Genomic DNA, 14,967 nt, shown 5'->3' on the forward strand with positions numbered 1-14,967 from the left:
TGAGAGGTTGATGAGCATGGATCTGACCGGCAGGGTGGCCATCGTGACCGGCAGCGGTCGCGGGCTCGGTCTGGCCTACGCCGAGGCGCTCGCCGCGGCCGGCGCGTCAGTCGTCGTCAACGACGTCGACCAGTCCGTGGTCGACGAGGCGACCGCCCGGATCGGCGGCAACACGGTGGGCGTCGCCGCGGCGGTCGGCGACACCGAGAGCGCCGAGAAGCTGGTGAACGCGGCGGTGGAGGCGTTCGGCCGGCTGGATGTGCTGATCACCAACGCCGGCATCCTCCGCGACCGGGTGCTCTGGAAGATGACCGACGACGACTTCGACGCGGTCGTCAAGGTGCACCTGCGCGGCACGTTCACCTGCGCCCGCGCCGCCGCGATCCGGATGCGCGAGCAGGCCACCGGCGGCCGGATCATCCTGATCGGCTCCCCGGCCGGGCAGCGCGGCAACTTCGGGCAGACCAACTACGCCGCCGCCAAGGCCGGCATCGCCGCGATGGCCCGCACCTGGGCGCTCGAGCTGGCCCGCAACGAGATCACCGTGAACGCCGTGATCCCGATCGCCGCCACCGAGATGACCAAGACGATCCCGGCGTTCGGGCCGGTCATCGAGGAGGCCGAGCGCACCGGCACGCCCTACCCGGCCTGGCTGCGCCACGACGAGGGCCTCGGCACCGTGGAGGACGTCACCGGGCTGATCACGTTCCTCGCCTCGGACGCCTCGAAGGGCATCACCGGGCAGGCGATCGGCGTCGGCGGTGACAAGCTGGCGCTGTGGTCGCACCCGGCGGAGAAGTCGGTCGCCTACACCGAGGGCGGCTGGAGCGCCGACGCGATCGAAGCAGCCTGGGACTTCGAGCAGGAGACCTACGGCATCCCGGCGCCGAAGAAATGAACGGCGCCGAAGAAATGAACGTCGGCGAACTGGTCGCCATCGACGTGCACACGCACGCCGAGGTCAGCCGCGACGGCCACAGCTCACTCAGCCCCGAGTTGCTCGGCGCGTCCGCCGACTACTTCCAGGCGCACGGCCACCGCCAGCCGTCCATCGACGAGATGGCCGCGTACTACCGGGAGCGGAAGATGGCCGCGGTCGTCTTCACCGTCGACGCCGAGCACGCCACCGGCCACCCACGGATCGCCAACGAGGAGATCGCCGAGGACTGCGCCAAGCACCCGGACACGCTGATCCCGTTCGCCAGCATCGACCCGCACAAAGGCCGGGCCGGGGTACGGGAGGCCCGCCGCCTGGTCGAGCGGTACGGCGTACGGGGCTTCAAGTTCCACCCCAGCATCCAGGGATTCGCCCCCGACGACCGGCTCGCCTACCCGCTCTACGAGGCGATCGAGGAGCTCGGCGCGGTCGCCCTGTTCCACACCGGCCAGACCGGCATAGGCGCCCGGGTCCGCGGCGGCGGCGGGATCCGCCTCAAATACTCGAACCCGATGCTGATCGACGACGTGGCGGTCGACTTCCCGGACCTGCGGATCATCCTGGCCCACCCGTCGTTCCCGTGGCAGGACGAGGCGCTGGCCGTCGCCACCCACAAGGAACACGTGCACATCGACCTGTCCGGCTGGTCACCGAAGTACTTCCCGCCGCAACTGGTCCGGTACGCGAACAGCCTGCTCCAGGACAAGGTGCTGTTCGGCTCGGACTATCCGGTGATCACCCCGGACCGCTGGCTCGCCGACTTCGAGAGACTCGACGTCAAGGACACCGTCCGCCCCAAGATCCTCAAAGAGAACGCCCTCCGCCTACTTTTCCGGGAGACCAGATGACCACCACCGTGAACGGCCTCGACGGACTCAAGAGCCTCGCCGGCAAGGACCTCGGCCACAGCGACTGGCTGGAGATCACCCAGGAGCGGGTGAACACGTTCGCCGACGCGACAGGTGACCACCAGTGGATCCACGTCGACGTCGAGCGGGCCAGGACCGGGCCGTTCGGCGCCCCGATCGCGCACGGCTACCTCACGCTGTCGCTGGTCATCCCGCTCTTCACCCAGCTGCTGCAGGTCGAGGGCATCTCGATGGGCGTCAACTACGGCCTGGAGAAGGTGCGGTTCCCCAGCCCGGTGAAGGTCGGCGCGCGGATCCGGCTGGCCGCGTCGGTGGTCAGCGTCGAGGACGTGGCCGGCCCCGGCGTGCAGAGCACGTTCGACTTCACCGTCGAGGTCGAGGGCTCGGCCAAGCCCGCGTGCGTGGCCCGCCCGGTCTACCGCCACTACGCCTGATGCGTAACGCCGGCCTCGGATCATGGCCGGCGCGCCGGGCGGCGATGTCACCGGGCGCGACCGCTCTGATCTTCGGAGAGCGGCGTACGACGTACGCCGAACTGTTTGAACGCATCTCGCGCCTGGCCGCGGCCTTGCGTGCCGCCGGGGTCGGCCCGGGTGACCGGGTCGCCTACCTCGGCCCCAACCATCCGTCGTTCGTCGAGACGATGTTCGCGACCTGGATGCTCGGCGCGATCTTCGTGCCGCTGAACTTCCGGCTCACCCCGCCGGAGATCGACTACCAGCTGCGGCACAGCGGCGCGGCGGCGCTGATCTCGGCGACCCCGGTCGATTTCGAGGTCGGCATCCGGATCACCGTGGATGATCTCGACGGGTTCGCAGCCGCGGGCGGAGACGTCGAAGAGCCCGAGACATCGCTGGACGACGTCGCCTGCATCCTCTACACCTCGGGGACCACCGGGCACCCGAAGGGCGCGATGCTCACCCACGGCAACATCATCTGGAACTGCTACAACCTGCTGGTCTGCGTGGACGTCGCCAGCGACGAGATCACCCTGGTCAGCGCGCCGCTCTTCCACGTGGCCGCGCTCAACCAGTGCCTGCTGCCGACGTTCCTCAAGGGCGGCACCTCGGTGATCATGCCGGGCTGGGACGTCGACGGCTGCTTCGACGCCATCGCCGAACACCGGATCACCTGGATGTTCGGCGTCTCCCAGATGTTCGCCGGCCTCAGCCAGTCACCGCGCTGGCACAACGCCGACCTGACCTCGGTGCGCAGTCTGATGACCGGCGGCGCGCCCGTGCCGGACGGGCTGATCCGTGCCTACCAGGAGCGCGGGCTGGCGTTCTGCCAGGGTTACGGCATGACCGAGACCGCGCCCGGCGCGACGTTTCTGGAGGCCCGGGAGAGCCGGGCACATATCGGTTCGGCGGGGCTTCCGGTCTTCTTCGCTGAGGTTCGGGTGACCCGCCCCGATCTCACGCCTGTCGATCCCGGCGAACCGGGGGAGGTGCTGGTCCGCGGCCCGAACGTGACTCCGGGGTACTGGAACGACCCGGCGGCCACCGCGGCGGCGCTGACCGACGGCTGGTTCCACTCGGGTGACCTGGCCGTCGTCGACGAGGCCGGCCACCACCGGATCGTCGACCGCACCAAGGACATGTACATCTCCGGTGGCGAGAACGTGTACCCGGCCGAGGTGGAGGCGGCCATCTTCGAGCACCCGGCGGTCGCCGAAGCGGCGGTGGTCGGCGTGCCGGACGAAAAATGGGGCGAGGTCGGCCGGGCCTTCGTGGTGCCGATGCCCGGCGCGTCGCTGACCCCGGCCGACGTCCCGGCGTTCCTGTCCGGGCGGCTCGCCAGGTACAAGATCCCGGTCTACGTCGACGTGGTCGACGACCTGCCGCGCACCGGCTCCAACAAGGTTCGCAAGGGCCCGCTGCGCGACGTCCCGCTGCCTACTCCGGCCAGGCCGTGCTGACCAGTTCGGGCAGCACGGTCGCCGCGGTGCCGTACAGGTTGATCGTGGCGACCGTGTCCAGCGGCGTCGGCTGCGGGTTGACCTGGATCACCGTGCCGCCGAACATCGACGCCACCTTCGGGATCTCGGCCGCCGGGTAGACCACTCCCGAGGTGCCGACGGTCAGCAGCACGTCGCACTCGGTCGCCGCCTGAACCGCCTCCTCCAGGGCCTCCTCGGGCAGCGCCTCGCCGAACCAGACGACACCGGGCCGGATCGCCCCGCCGCACCCGCAGCGCGGCGGGGCCAGCCGGCGTCCCTCCTCCGGCTCGTCGCCCGGACCCGGCTCGGCGGGCCGCGAGCAGGCCGCGCAACGTGGCGTGAACAGGCTGCCGTGCAGGTGGATCGGCGCCCGCGAACCAGCGCGTTCATGCAGGTCGTCGACGTTCTGCGTGACGACGACGGTCTTCGGGGCGCGGACCTCGATGGCGGCGACCGCCTCGTGCCCCGGGTTCGGCCGGACCCGCTGGATCAGGCTGCGGCGCCACTCGTACCAGCCCCACACCAGATCCGGGTCGTCCTCGAACGCCCGCGGGGTGGCCAGTGCCTGCGCGTCGTACCGCTCCCAGAGACCGGTCAACGCGTCCCGGAAGGTGGGCACGCCGCTCTCCGCCGAGATCCCGGCGCCGGTGAACACCACCACCCGCCGCGCCCCGGCCAGTGCCTTCGCCGCCTCGCGCACGTCAACCATCGTCGCCCCCCAGCCGTATCCACCAGCACGAAAGAGTGTCCCAGAGTCCAATCCGCCGCTGGTTCGTTGATCGGTCGAGTATGGAGGTGCTGTTGCCGTCGTCCAACCGGGATAACGCCCGACGCCGCCTGCGCCACGCCGGCGACCGCCTGCTGACCGTGGTCGGCGACTGGACCGCGCCCGGAGAACGGCCGGCCCTCTCCGACACCAGCATGAGCACCCTGGTCCGAACGGTCACCCTGGCCGCAGCCGCCGTCTTCCTGATAGCCATGCTGATCATCTGGCTGATCCGCTGATCCGCTGATCCGCTGATCCGCTGATCCGCTGGTCCGCTGGTCCGCTGACCCGCTGACCCGCCCGCGCCCCAGCCTCGCCCGCGCGGTCGGCGGCGCTCGGCCCGGCCTGGTCGCCAGCGCGCGGCCGCCAGACGCGGTCGCCGATGTCCGGCCGGCCTGGTCACCGGCGCGCGACGACCAGCGCACACAATGCGGCAATGTGCGATTCCATCCTCGCCGGGACGACGACGGGCGCACACGGACGGCACAACGTGTGCGCCTGTCCCCGTCGGAGCGAAGCAGGCGCACACGATCGGCGAACGTGTGCGCTGACCATCGCTGCGCCCAGGCGAACGTGTGCGCAGACCATCGCTGCGACCGGCGGACCCGCCCTCGGCGGTCCGCTCCCGGCATCACCCCTGGGCGGCCCCGGTCCGTGGTCATGAGACCTCGCGATGATCTTGCGGAGTTCGGTGGGGATGACGCTGACCAGGACGAACGCAAGATTCACTTCGGCCTCGGCTGCGGCCCTGACCTGCAATGTCGCTGCCCAAAATGGCGAAAGTCGAGGGGTGAACATTCGTGCAAGATCCGCGAGCGACGAGCGACGAGCGACGAGCGACGAGCGCCGGGTGCCGGGTGCCGGGCGCCGGGTGCTGGGCGCCGAGTGCCGGGTGCTGGGCGTTGGCAGGGCTAGGTCAGCAGGGCCGTGCAGGCTGCAGGGTCGTCGGCGAACGGTAGGTGGCCGCAACCCGGAAGGGTGACGTGGCGGGCGTTCGGGAGCAGGGTCCGGGCGCGGCGTGACTGGGGGAACGGGAGCACGGCGTCACGTGTGCCCCAGGCGATCGTGATCGGGGTGGTCGTCTGCTCGTACTGCCAAGGGGGTAGATCGCCGAAGGCGTCGCGGGCCGCGGCGAAGCCGGGCGCGGCAGCCAGGGCGCGTGCTGCGGACACCGCGCCGGCCGGGTCGAGGCGGCGCGGGCGGGCGTAGAAGAGCGAGCAGAACGCGGCCCGCCCGGCCGGTGACGCCATGATCGCGGGCAGGCGGGCGTCGAGGCGCCCGGCGGCGGCGCGGGCTGCGGTGACGACGGCCTGGCACCAGCGGCGGCCGGCGCCGGACCAGAAACCGATCGGGGCGAACGCGGTGACGGCGGTGGCCCGGCCCCGGCGGCCGAGTTCCAGGGCGATGCCGCCGCCCAGTGAGCTGCCGGCCACCTCGAAGCCGGCGATGCCGAGCCGGTCCAGGAAGGACTCGACCTGGTCGGCGAGGTGGGCGACCGAGCCCGCGTGCGGGGCCGGCGGCCAGAGCGGGGATTCGCCGAAGCCGGGCAGGTCGAGGGCGATCACGTCGTGTCGTGCGGCGGCCCCGGCGAGGATCGGCGTCCACACCTGACGGTGACTGCCCAGCCCGTGGATCAGCACCAGTGGTGTGCCGGATCCGCGTCGGTCGTACGCCAGCTCGGTCATCGATCTTTTATGAGCCTGATTCGCGGTTCGCGCAAGACCCGGAAACGCGTTGTTGACATGTTGCCAATAAGGGTGTGATGGTACGGCGATGTCGTACGACTACGACGTCCTCGTCATCGGCTCCGGGTTCGGTGGCAGCGTGACCGCGCTGCGCCTGACCGAGAAGGGCTACCGCGTCGGCGTCCTCGAAGCCGGCCGCCGGTTCACCGACGACCAGTTCGCCCGGACGTCCTGGCGCCTGCGCGACTACATCTGGGCGCCCGCCCTCGGCTGCTACGGCATCCTGCGGCTCACCCTCCTGAAAGACGTCATGATCATGTCCGGGGTGGGGGTCGGCGGCGGCTCGCTCGGCTACGCGTGCACCCTCTACGAGCCGCCCGACGCGTTCTTCGCCGACCCGCAGTGGGCGCACGTCACCGATTGGAAGACCGAGCTCGGCCCCTACTACGACCAGGCCAAACGCATGCTCGGGGTGACCGTCAACCCGGTCCTGACCGCTTCCGACGACGCGCTGCGGGCGGTCGCCGACGAGATGGGGGTGGGGCACACGTTCCGGCCCACCCCGGTCGGGGTGCTGTTCGGCGACGAACCCGGCACCGCCGTGCCCGACCCGTTCTTCGGTGGGGCCGGCCCGGACCGGCGCACCTGCACGATGTGCGGCTCGTGCATGACCGGCTGCCGCACCAACGCCAAGAACACCCTGGTCAAGAACTATCTGTACCTGGCCGAGAAGGCCGGCGCCGAGGTGCACGAACGGACCACGGTCAAGGTCGTGCGGCCGCTGCCGGACGGCGGCTACCAGGTCGACACCAGCCGCCGGCGGTTCACCGCGGAGCAGGTCGTCTTCGCCGGCGGGGCGCTCGGCACCCAGCGGCTGCTGCACCGGATGCGCGACCGGGGGCACCTGCCGCACGTCTCGCCACGGCTGGGCGAGCTCAGCCGTACCAACTCGGAATCCATCCTCGGCGCGCGCACGCGCCGCAGCGACCGTGACTACACGCACGGCGTCGCGATCACCTCGTCGATCCACCCCGACCCGGTCACCCACGTCGAACCTGTCCGGTACGGCCCCGGCAGCAACCTGCTCGCCCTGCTCGCCACCGTGCTCGTCGACGAGGGCCGTCCCCGCCTGTGGCAGGCGATCAAGAAGCTCGCCCGGGCGGGCCGTGACCTGCGGCTCTACGCGTCCCCGCGGAACTGGTCGAAGGAGACCATCGTGCTGCTGGCCATGCAGCCGCTGGACAACTCGATCACCGTGCACACCAGGCGCGGCCTGTTCGGGCGGCGGCTGACCAGCCGGCCCGGCATCGGCGAACCCAACCCGGTCTGGGTGCCGGCCGCCCACGACGTCGCCCGGCGGGTCGCGGCCCAGGTCGACGGGGTGGCCACCGGCGCGTTCACCGAGCTGATCGGCCGGCCGGTCACCGGGCACTTCATCGGCGGCTGCGCGATCGGCGCCACCGCGGAGACCGGGGTCGTCGACCCGTACCACAGGCTCTTCGGCCATCCCGGCCTGCACGTCATCGACGGCTCGACGGTCGCCGCGAATCTCGGCGTCAATCCTTCGTTGACAATCACCGCGTTGGCTGAGCGGGCCGTGGCGCTCTGGCCCAACGCCGGTGACGCCGATCCCCGGCCGCTCGCCGGCTACACCCCCGTCGCGCCGGTCGCGCCCCGGAACCCGATCGTCCCGGCGACCGCGCCCGCGGCCCTGCGACTCACCATCGGAAGGCGGCCATGACCAGGATCGCGATCATCGGCGCCGGCTTCGGCGGGGTGGCCGCCGCCGTCGAGTTGCTCGCGGCCGGGTTCGGCGACATCGTGATCCTGGAGAAAGCGGACCGGGCCGGCGGGGTGTGGCGCGACAACACGTACCCCGGCTGCGCCTGCGACGTGCCGGCGCCGCTGTACTCGTTCTCGTTCGCGCTCAACCCGGACTGGTCCCGGCGCTACCCGCCGCACGACGAGATCCTCGCCTACCTCCAGCGGGTCGCCGACGAGAAAGGCGTCACGCCGCTGATCCGGTTCGGCGCCGAGGTCGCCTCCGCCGGCTGGGACGGCGCCCGCTGGCGGATCACCCTGGCCGGCGGCGACACCGTCGACGCCGACGTGCTGGTCCCGGCCGTCGGCCAGCTGTCCCGCCCGGCGATCCCGGCCCTGCCCGGCGCCGGCACGTTCGAAGGCGTCGCCGTCCACACCGCCCACTGGTCGCCCGATCTCTGCGTCGACGGCCGCCGGGTCGCCGTCGTCGGCACCGGCGCCAGCGCCATCCAGCTGGTCCCGGCGATCGCCGGGAAGGCCGCCCACATCACCGTCTTCCAGCGCACCGCACCCTGGACCGTGCCCAAACCCGACCGCCGCTACGGCCGGATCCGCCGCGCCCTGTCCCGCCGCGTGCCCGCCGTCATGCGACTGTCCCGGGGCGCGACGTGGCTGCTCACCCTCGTTCCGGGCGCCGCGCTGCACGGCAACCGGGTGGTCAACGCCGGAGTCCGCGGCTACGCCTGGATCCAGCGCCGCTGGCAGGTCCGCGACCCTTCGCTGCTGGCCAAGGTCACCCCCGACGAGCCGATCGGCTGCAAACGGCTCCTCTTCACCAACGCCTGGCTGCCCACCCTGGCCCGCCCCGACGTCGACCTGGTCACCGAGAAGATCGTCACGATCACCCCGGCCGGCGTACGCACCGCCGACGGCGCCGACCACCCGTGCGACGTCCTCGTCTACGGCACGGGTTTCGCCGCCACCGAGTTCCTCGTCCCGATCCGCGTCATCGGCCGCGACGGCCGCCTGCTGTCCGACGAGTGGAACGGGGGCGCGCACGCCTACCTGGGCCTGGCGGTGCCCGGTTTCCCCAACATGTTCCTGGTCTACGGCCCGAACACCAACACCGGCAACACCTCGGTGATCTACTTCCACGAGGCCCAGGCCCGATGGATCGCGCAGGCGGTGCGGTCGGTCGCCGCAGGCGACGCTTTGGAGGTACGGCCAGAGGTCGCCACCACCTACGACACCGAGATCCAGTCCCGCCTGTCGACGAGCGTCTGGACGGCGTGCCAGTCCTGGTACCGAACCACCACCGGCCGGATCGTGACGAACTGGCCGGGCAAGGCCAAGGAATACAGCCGCCGAACCAGATCCCTGAACCGCGCCGACTTCCTACCCCGCTGACCGCCGCCCGCGAAGCGCAGCGCGCACGTAGGCGTGCAGCATCATGACGGCGAGGATGCCCGGCACTGCCGCGATCAGACCGGCCAGGACGCCGACCCAGGTGAACCACGGCCGGTAGGGGGTGTCCTCCCGGGCCAGCTCCAGGGCGTACTTGCGGGTGCCCAGATAGCCGACACGGACCTCGTGCGCGATGTCCGCCGATCTGAAGGTGCCATCGTCCACCAGCCGGGTGGCCGTCCCGTCGTCCCAGCGGATCGTGACCGCGCAACGCTCATGGAAGCCGAAGCCGCGGTTGGTCACCGGACCTCGCCTCTCACAGGAGGTGACGGTGGCCGAGCCGGTTCGTCGGGCGTCCCCGATGTCGTGCCCCGCCATGCCGGTGAGCGTCATCGAGACGCCGACGAGCAACAGGCTCAGCGTGAGGACGCCCACGAGGAACCCGAGGTCGCGTAGCCGTCTGGACCCGCGCTCACCGGCGGCTGTCGCTTCGGCCCCCGAGTCGACGGCCTCCTGCTCGGCCTTCTCGCGCTGGAGTTCGGCTTCGGCGGCCTCGAGCTCGGCGCGGTACCTGGCGATCCGGTCGTCTTGAGAGCCCACTGTGTCCTGCCTCAGGAGGGAGGGTCGATTGGAGTCGGGTCCGAGTTCTTCTTCGGTATGTTGTCGATCGTCGAGCCGCCGTTCTGCGCGGTGTTCGACTCGGCTGCGGCTCGGCCGGTGTTGATGAGAATCTGGTGCGGAGCGCCGTAGACCCGGAAATCGCCGAGGAAGAGATTACCGAGACCCTTCGCCGGGCCCAGCCAGCCCTCACGCATGGATTCGGCCGCCGCGGATCGATGCGAGACCAGACGCAGGACATCCTTGTTGGCCTGGCCGATCCGGCCGAGCAGGAATTTCATCATACTGACGGCTTTTCCCGCCTCGCTGATCTTCGTGAATAGGTTCTTCAGGAGTCCGAGGATCTTGCGGCTGGTGTCGAACGCCAGGTTTGCGACCTTGACCAGCGCGCTCGGTATCAGGACGCCGGTGGTCGCCTGCAAGCCGATGGAGATGAGCGAGCCGGCGAATTGGGCGAGAATGTCGCGGATCGTATTTCGGACCACGCCCACCAGGGCACCCAGACCGTAGGTGAGCAGGCTCATGCTGTCAGCGATCTTGCCTATCGCCTGGAGATTCAGGGCGTGATCGTGAGCCCGCCGCTGATAGGCGTCAGCCGACGCGGCGGTCCATGCGGCTGTCGTGCTCCTGGCCTCGGCCAGGTAACGGTCCGCGGTCTCATAGATGCGCGTCTCGATCCGCTTCCAGCTCTCCGCCTGCCCCTCGATGGCCTTGGGATTGCCCAACAGCTTGTCGAACGGCTCGCGGATGAAGTCCACATGTTCGATGAGCCAGCCCACGCCAGCCGAGAACACGGTCTGCAAGGGGTCGGTGATCGCGCCGAGAGCCCCCAGCCCGGTCGCGACCAGGTTGCCGCCGGCGCCGCCGAAGTCCTGGTTGGCGATTCCCTCGGCCAGCCCGCTGACCGACTCGAAGATCCCGGCGCCCTCGTACGACTTCCGGTCCGCGTCCGGAGCGATCAATCCGTTGTAGACGTCACTCATCGGCCCGGGCTCCGGAAACTGAGGGCGTGGGCGGCCTCGGCATCGGTGAGGCCGATGTCCACGGTGAGCGCGCGGAGCAGGTCGGCGAGGTGGGATGTCGCGTCCGTTCCGGTGCGCATCTCATGGACGGCATGTTCCTGGGCGTCGTTGAGGAAGGGCAGGATCAGCCGGCTGGGCCATTCACCGTAGATGTCGTCCTGCTGATCGAGGTGCGTCACCGCGGCCGCCACCTCGGACAGGCTTTCCGCTATGCCATCCACCTCATCGGCATGACGTGCCACCGCATCCGTATCGAGGCGCACTTCGGGCTCGGCCATCACCGGTCACGTCCCTGGCGGTCGTCGTCGGGGCGGGACGAGAACTGCTTGGTGTAGGTGTCGGCGATGAAGGCCGTGGTGGCCGAGTCCCCGCCGTAGAGGCTCTGGACCAGGTCGGACATGTTCTCGGCCAGCCGGGACTGGGCCTGCCGGGTGGTGGCGAGGATGAGGTTCGCCAGGTCGTCGGGATGCCGCCGCATCGCCTCCGGCGTCAGAGCCAGCGCGGTCAGGCCTCCGGAATGGTCGACGGTCACCGTCACGTCGCGGTCGGCGGACTGGGCGGTGGCCTCGACCTGTTCCATTCGCCGGCTCAGTTCCAGGGTGGCCTCGGTCTGCTGCTGGACACGCCACTGCCAGTCGGCGAACAGGTCTTCCGGATCCTGTGGCATGACCCCTCCCCGCGGGGTGCGTACCGGCCGCGAGCCGGTGCCGGCTCCGGGGACGCGAGTGGCGTCCACATCGGTACACCCCGGCGGGGCGGGGCGGGTTCAGGATGGGCGGGTGTCGTACCGCTGACATGCCGAAGGCCGCGCGGTCCGGGAGCGGACCGCGCGGCCGGGGACGACGCTGGTTGTTCAGGCGGGCACCAGTGGGGTGGCGGGCAGGCCGGGGAGGGTGGGGATGACGTCGGGGGGCTGGGGGCGGTTCAGGCCGAAGCCCTGCAGGAGGTCCACGCCGGCGGTGGTCAGGTCGCGGGCGGTGGGCTCGTCCTCGACTCCCTCGGCGACCACGGTCAGGCCCAGGGCCTTCGCGATGGCGATCACCGAGTCGATGATCGTGGCGTGGGCGGGGGAGTCGTGCATGCGGATGACGAAGCTCCGGTCGATCTTCAGTTCGTCGATCGGGAGTTTCGGGAGCAGGCCGAGGGACGTGTAGCCGGTGCCGAAGTCGTCGATGGCCACCCGGATGCCCCGGGCCCGCAGCTGGGCCAGCTGGGCGGCGACCTGTTCCTGGTTGGTGAGGACCGCGGTCTCGGTGATCTCGACGGTGAGCATGGTGGCCGGCACCTGCTCCAGGTCGAGCAGGGTGAGGATGGTGTCGACGGCCCGGTCCTGGGCCAGGTAGGCCGGCGGCAGGTTCACCGACACCGGCAGATGGTGGCCCAGCGCGTGCCAGGCGGCGGCCTGGCGCAGCGCCTCGGCCAGCACCCAGTCGGTGAGTTCCAGGATCACGTCGGAGCGTTCCGCGTCGGGCAGGAAGACACCCGGCGGCAGCAGGCCGCGCTGCGGGTGCTGCCAGCGGACCAGCGCCTCGGCGCCGTGGATGATCCGGCTGCCGGCGTCGTGCAGCGGCTGGTAGTGCAGGCGCAGGTGGCCGGCCCGCAGACCGGTCCGCAGCTCGGTGAGCTGCCGCAGGTCGACGCGCTGGTTGGTGTCGAGTTTCGGGGTCCACTCGACGACTCCGGTGCGCTCGTGTTTGGCGCGGCGCATGGCGGCGGCCGCCCGGCGCATCAGGACCGTGACGTCGTGGTGGTCGGCGTGGCTGATGCCGATGCTCGCCTCGACGCTGATCGGCAGGCCGTCGACCGGGTGCGGGCCGCGGATGCCGGCGGCCAGGCGGCGGCCGACGCTCTGCACGGTCTGGCCGGCCGGCAGTTCGGAGAGCAGCACCACGAACTGGTCGCCGTCGAGGCGGGCGGCCACGTTGCCGGCGCCACGGGCAGCGCCGAGAGCGGTCGCGACCCGGTGCAGCAGGGTGTCGGCGCCGTGGTGGCCGAGCACGTCGTTGGCGTCCTGGAAACGGTCCAGCCCCAGGTGGATCACGGCGGCCAGGGCGCCGGCGTCGAGGCGGCGCTGCCCCTCGGCCAGGATGGTGGCCCGGTTCGGCAGGCCGGTCAGCGGGTCGGTGCGGGACAGTTTCGCGAACCGGCCGGCCATCGCGGCGAGCAGGTCGACGATCGGCGCGATGCCGTACCGGCCGTCCGGCCAGGAGACCAGGACCGGTTCCTCGCGTTCGGCGGCGGGCCGGGCCAGGGCGGCCTCGGCCGCGGTCTCGATGTCGGTGTCGGCCGGCAACTCCAGTCCGTGGCCGCCGGCCAGGTCACCGGCGGTGCACGGCGCGGTCGCCCGGGCGCGGTCGACCATCGACCGGCTGACCAGCCGGTATCCGTCCTCGGCGGCGACGATCACGCCGGGCACCAGGTGGTCGGCTTCGAGCCCGGCGATGATGTCGCCGATCGGGGTGCCGGCCGGGAGCGGCGTCATCGGGATGCCGATGACCCCGAGTTTGCGGGGCAGGTAGGGGCCGCTGGGCGCGGTCATGCCGCCCCGTCCAGCCGGAAGCAGGAGATGCCGATCTCGTCGGCGCCGCGCGGGCGCAACCGGACCAGCAGCCGGCCCTCGTGGCCGGCCAGGACGCCGTCGACGCGTTCCCGGCGCAGCGCGGTACGCCACATGTCGAACAGCGCCTCCTGATCCTTCTCGGTCACCAGGTGGGTGAGTTCGGCGACCGGCCCGGGACCGGCGGGAACCGTGGCGGAGAGCACGGCGAGCCGGTCGACCAGGTCGGCGAGGTCGCTGCGGACGGCTTCCAGGTCGAGTTCGGTGCTGCGTTCGGCGGTCCGGTCGAGCAGCATGCCGTCCCAGACGACGGCGCCGTCGGCCTTGCGGTGCGGCCGGGACATGCCGCACAGCCAGCGCCGGGTCCCGTCGGGCCGGATCACGCTGCCGCGCCAGTCCCACGGTTCCAGGGTCAGCGCCGAGGCGGCGACGCTGGCCGCGAACGCGTCCTTGTCCTCGTCGGCGATCATGTCGAGCACCTGGCCGGCCGAGTCGACGATCTGGTCCGGGTCGAGCTGGAAGATCTCCCGGCAGCCGTCGGAGACGAAGGTGAACGACGCCTCGCCGGTCGGTTCGGCGCGGAACTGGTAGAGCATGCCCGGCGCGTTGTTGACGGTGGTCCAGAACCGCTGCTCACCGGCCGCGATCACGTCGGCGCTGCGCCGCCGCTGGGTGTCGTCGATGGCGATCGTGCAGACCCCGTAGACGGAGCCGTCCGGGTCGGTCAGCGGGACGCGGGTGACCACGTACTGGCGGATCTCGTCACCGAACGGGACCTCCTCCAGCACCGTCTTGGCGGTGCCGGAGGTGATCACCTCGTCGTCGTTGGCGCGGCCGACCGCGGCGACCGAGGCGGACACCAGGTCGGCCTCGGCCCGCCCGACCATGTCGGCCGCGGTGACCTGGAAGATCCGCTCGTACTCGCCGTTGACGAACAGGTAGCGGCCGTCCAGGTCCTTGGCCGAGATCATCGCCGTGGTGTGCTGGAGGATCGCGCTGATCAGCGTGTTGCTGCGCTGGAGCTCCTGCTGGGCGCGGTGCCCGTCGGTCTGGTCCGAGACGAAGGCGGCGAAACCGTCCTCGGCGGCGTCGACGGTCATCGAGATACGCAGCTCGGCGCCGTCGCGGTGCAGCGCCGGCACCTCGATCGGGTGGCCCAGGCCGCCGCTGTCGCCGCCGACCAGCCGGCGGGCGAACCCGGCGCTGTGCGCGGACCGCAGCGCCGGCGGGATGATCGTGTCGGTGAGACGCCGGCCGACGATCTCGTCGCGGGTCCAGCCGAAGAGCTTCTCGGCGGCCGGGTTCCAGTCGCGGATCACCCCGGTCCGGTCGACCTGGAGGTACGCCAGGGCCGAGGCGTCCACGGCACGGTCCCGGAGGCCGGCCGCCGGCGGGGCGGTCATCTGAGG

Annotated in this window: 15 protein-coding genes; 7 read left to right on the forward strand and 8 right to left on the reverse strand. The window is 71.2% G+C overall.

Annotation, left to right across the window (positions count from 1 at the left end):
- Nucleotides 1–16: 16 nt before the first annotated feature.
- The 4 genes from AB0E94_RS38870 to AB0E94_RS38885 are packed head-to-tail and all read left to right on the forward strand — an operon-like array spanning nucleotide 17 to nucleotide 3,724.
- A complete protein-coding gene (locus tag AB0E94_RS38870) occupies nucleotides 17–898 on the forward strand; it encodes an SDR family NAD(P)-dependent oxidoreductase (protein ID WP_360336896.1) in 882 nt (293 codons plus the stop codon).
- Nucleotides 895–1,785: an amidohydrolase family protein gene (locus AB0E94_RS38875; RefSeq protein WP_360336898.1), complete on the forward strand. Its 891-nt coding sequence runs from the start codon at nucleotides 895–897 to the stop codon at nucleotides 1,783–1,785. Before AB0E94_RS38870 ends, AB0E94_RS38875 begins: the two co-directional genes overlap by 4 nt.
- Complete coding sequence (locus AB0E94_RS38880; RefSeq protein ID WP_360336900.1) at nucleotides 1,782–2,240, forward strand: MaoC family dehydratase; 459 nt, start codon at nucleotides 1,782–1,784, stop codon at nucleotides 2,238–2,240. The genes AB0E94_RS38875 and AB0E94_RS38880 overlap by 4 nt, the downstream gene beginning before the upstream one ends.
- Nucleotides 2,240–3,724 carry a long-chain fatty acid--CoA ligase gene (locus AB0E94_RS38885; protein ID WP_360336902.1) on the forward strand — a complete coding sequence of 495 codons (1,485 nt, stop codon included), beginning with the start codon at nucleotides 2,240–2,242 and terminating at the stop codon, nucleotides 3,722–3,724. Before AB0E94_RS38880 ends, AB0E94_RS38885 begins: the two co-directional genes overlap by 1 nt.
- Here the strand turns inward: AB0E94_RS38885 and AB0E94_RS38890 are convergent.
- On the reverse strand, nucleotides 3,702–4,454 hold the full coding sequence (locus tag AB0E94_RS38890; protein ID WP_360336904.1) for an NAD-dependent deacylase: 753 nt from the start codon (nucleotides 4,452–4,454) through the stop codon (nucleotides 3,702–3,704). The two genes, AB0E94_RS38885 and AB0E94_RS38890, sit on opposite strands and share 23 nt — an antisense overlap.
- Before the next feature lie 80 nt (nucleotides 4,455–4,534).
- On the opposite strand from AB0E94_RS38890, the gene AB0E94_RS38895 reads away from it, so the two are divergent.
- Nucleotides 4,535–4,750, forward strand: a complete 216-nt coding sequence (locus AB0E94_RS38895) for a hypothetical protein (protein WP_360336906.1) — start codon at nucleotides 4,535–4,537, stop codon at nucleotides 4,748–4,750.
- Nucleotides 4,751–5,422: 672 nt separating this feature from the next.
- Here the strand turns inward: AB0E94_RS38895 and AB0E94_RS38900 are convergent.
- On the reverse strand, nucleotides 5,423–6,196 hold the full coding sequence (locus tag AB0E94_RS38900) for an alpha/beta fold hydrolase (RefSeq protein WP_360336908.1): 774 nt from the start codon (nucleotides 6,194–6,196) through the stop codon (nucleotides 5,423–5,425).
- 88 nt (nucleotides 6,197–6,284) lie between these two features.
- Between AB0E94_RS38900 and AB0E94_RS38905 the strand changes: the two genes are divergently transcribed.
- Nucleotides 6,285–7,937 (forward strand): GMC family oxidoreductase, encoded by a 1,653-nt coding sequence (locus AB0E94_RS38905; protein ID WP_360336910.1) that lies wholly within the window; start codon nucleotides 6,285–6,287, stop codon nucleotides 7,935–7,937.
- Nucleotides 7,934–9,364: an NAD(P)/FAD-dependent oxidoreductase gene (locus AB0E94_RS38910; protein WP_360336912.1), complete on the forward strand. Its 1,431-nt coding sequence runs from the start codon at nucleotides 7,934–7,936 to the stop codon at nucleotides 9,362–9,364. The genes AB0E94_RS38905 and AB0E94_RS38910 overlap by 4 nt, the downstream gene beginning before the upstream one ends.
- Here the strand turns inward: AB0E94_RS38910 and AB0E94_RS38915 are convergent.
- The 6 genes from AB0E94_RS38915 to AB0E94_RS38940 all read right to left on the reverse strand — a co-directional run bounded on the left by AB0E94_RS38915 (nucleotide 9,353) and on the right by AB0E94_RS38940 (nucleotide 14,961).
- Entirely contained in the window at nucleotides 9,353–9,961 is a 609-nt protein-coding gene (locus tag AB0E94_RS38915) for a DUF6346 domain-containing protein (protein ID WP_360336914.1), read from the reverse strand. The two genes, AB0E94_RS38910 and AB0E94_RS38915, sit on opposite strands and share 12 nt — an antisense overlap.
- A gap of 11 nt (nucleotides 9,962–9,972) precedes the next feature.
- Complete coding sequence (locus tag AB0E94_RS38920) at nucleotides 9,973–10,962, reverse strand: hypothetical protein (protein ID WP_360336916.1); 990 nt, start codon at nucleotides 10,960–10,962, stop codon at nucleotides 9,973–9,975.
- Nucleotides 10,959–11,279: a hypothetical protein gene (locus tag AB0E94_RS38925; protein WP_360336918.1), complete on the reverse strand. Its 321-nt coding sequence runs from the start codon at nucleotides 11,277–11,279 to the stop codon at nucleotides 10,959–10,961. Before AB0E94_RS38925 ends, AB0E94_RS38920 begins: the two co-directional genes overlap by 4 nt.
- The gene (locus tag AB0E94_RS38930; protein WP_360336920.1) at nucleotides 11,279–11,668 is read right to left on the reverse strand and encodes a YbaB/EbfC family nucleoid-associated protein; all 390 of its coding nucleotides are present in this window, start codon (nucleotides 11,666–11,668) and stop codon (nucleotides 11,279–11,281) included. Before AB0E94_RS38930 ends, AB0E94_RS38925 begins: the two co-directional genes overlap by 1 nt.
- Before the next feature lie 186 nt (nucleotides 11,669–11,854).
- Nucleotides 11,855–13,540 (reverse strand): bifunctional diguanylate cyclase/phosphodiesterase, encoded by a 1,686-nt coding sequence (locus tag AB0E94_RS38935; protein WP_360336922.1) that lies wholly within the window; start codon nucleotides 13,538–13,540, stop codon nucleotides 11,855–11,857.
- Entirely contained in the window at nucleotides 13,537–14,961 is a 1,425-nt protein-coding gene (locus tag AB0E94_RS38940; RefSeq protein ID WP_360336924.1) for a PAS domain-containing protein, read from the reverse strand. Before AB0E94_RS38940 ends, AB0E94_RS38935 begins: the two co-directional genes overlap by 4 nt.
- Nucleotides 14,962–14,967 lie beyond the last annotated feature (6 nt).

The sequence above is a fragment of the Actinoplanes sp. NPDC026670 genome (genome assembly GCF_040638175.1).
In the GTDB taxonomy this organism is placed as follows: domain Bacteria; phylum Actinomycetota; class Actinomycetes; order Mycobacteriales; family Micromonosporaceae; genus Actinoplanes.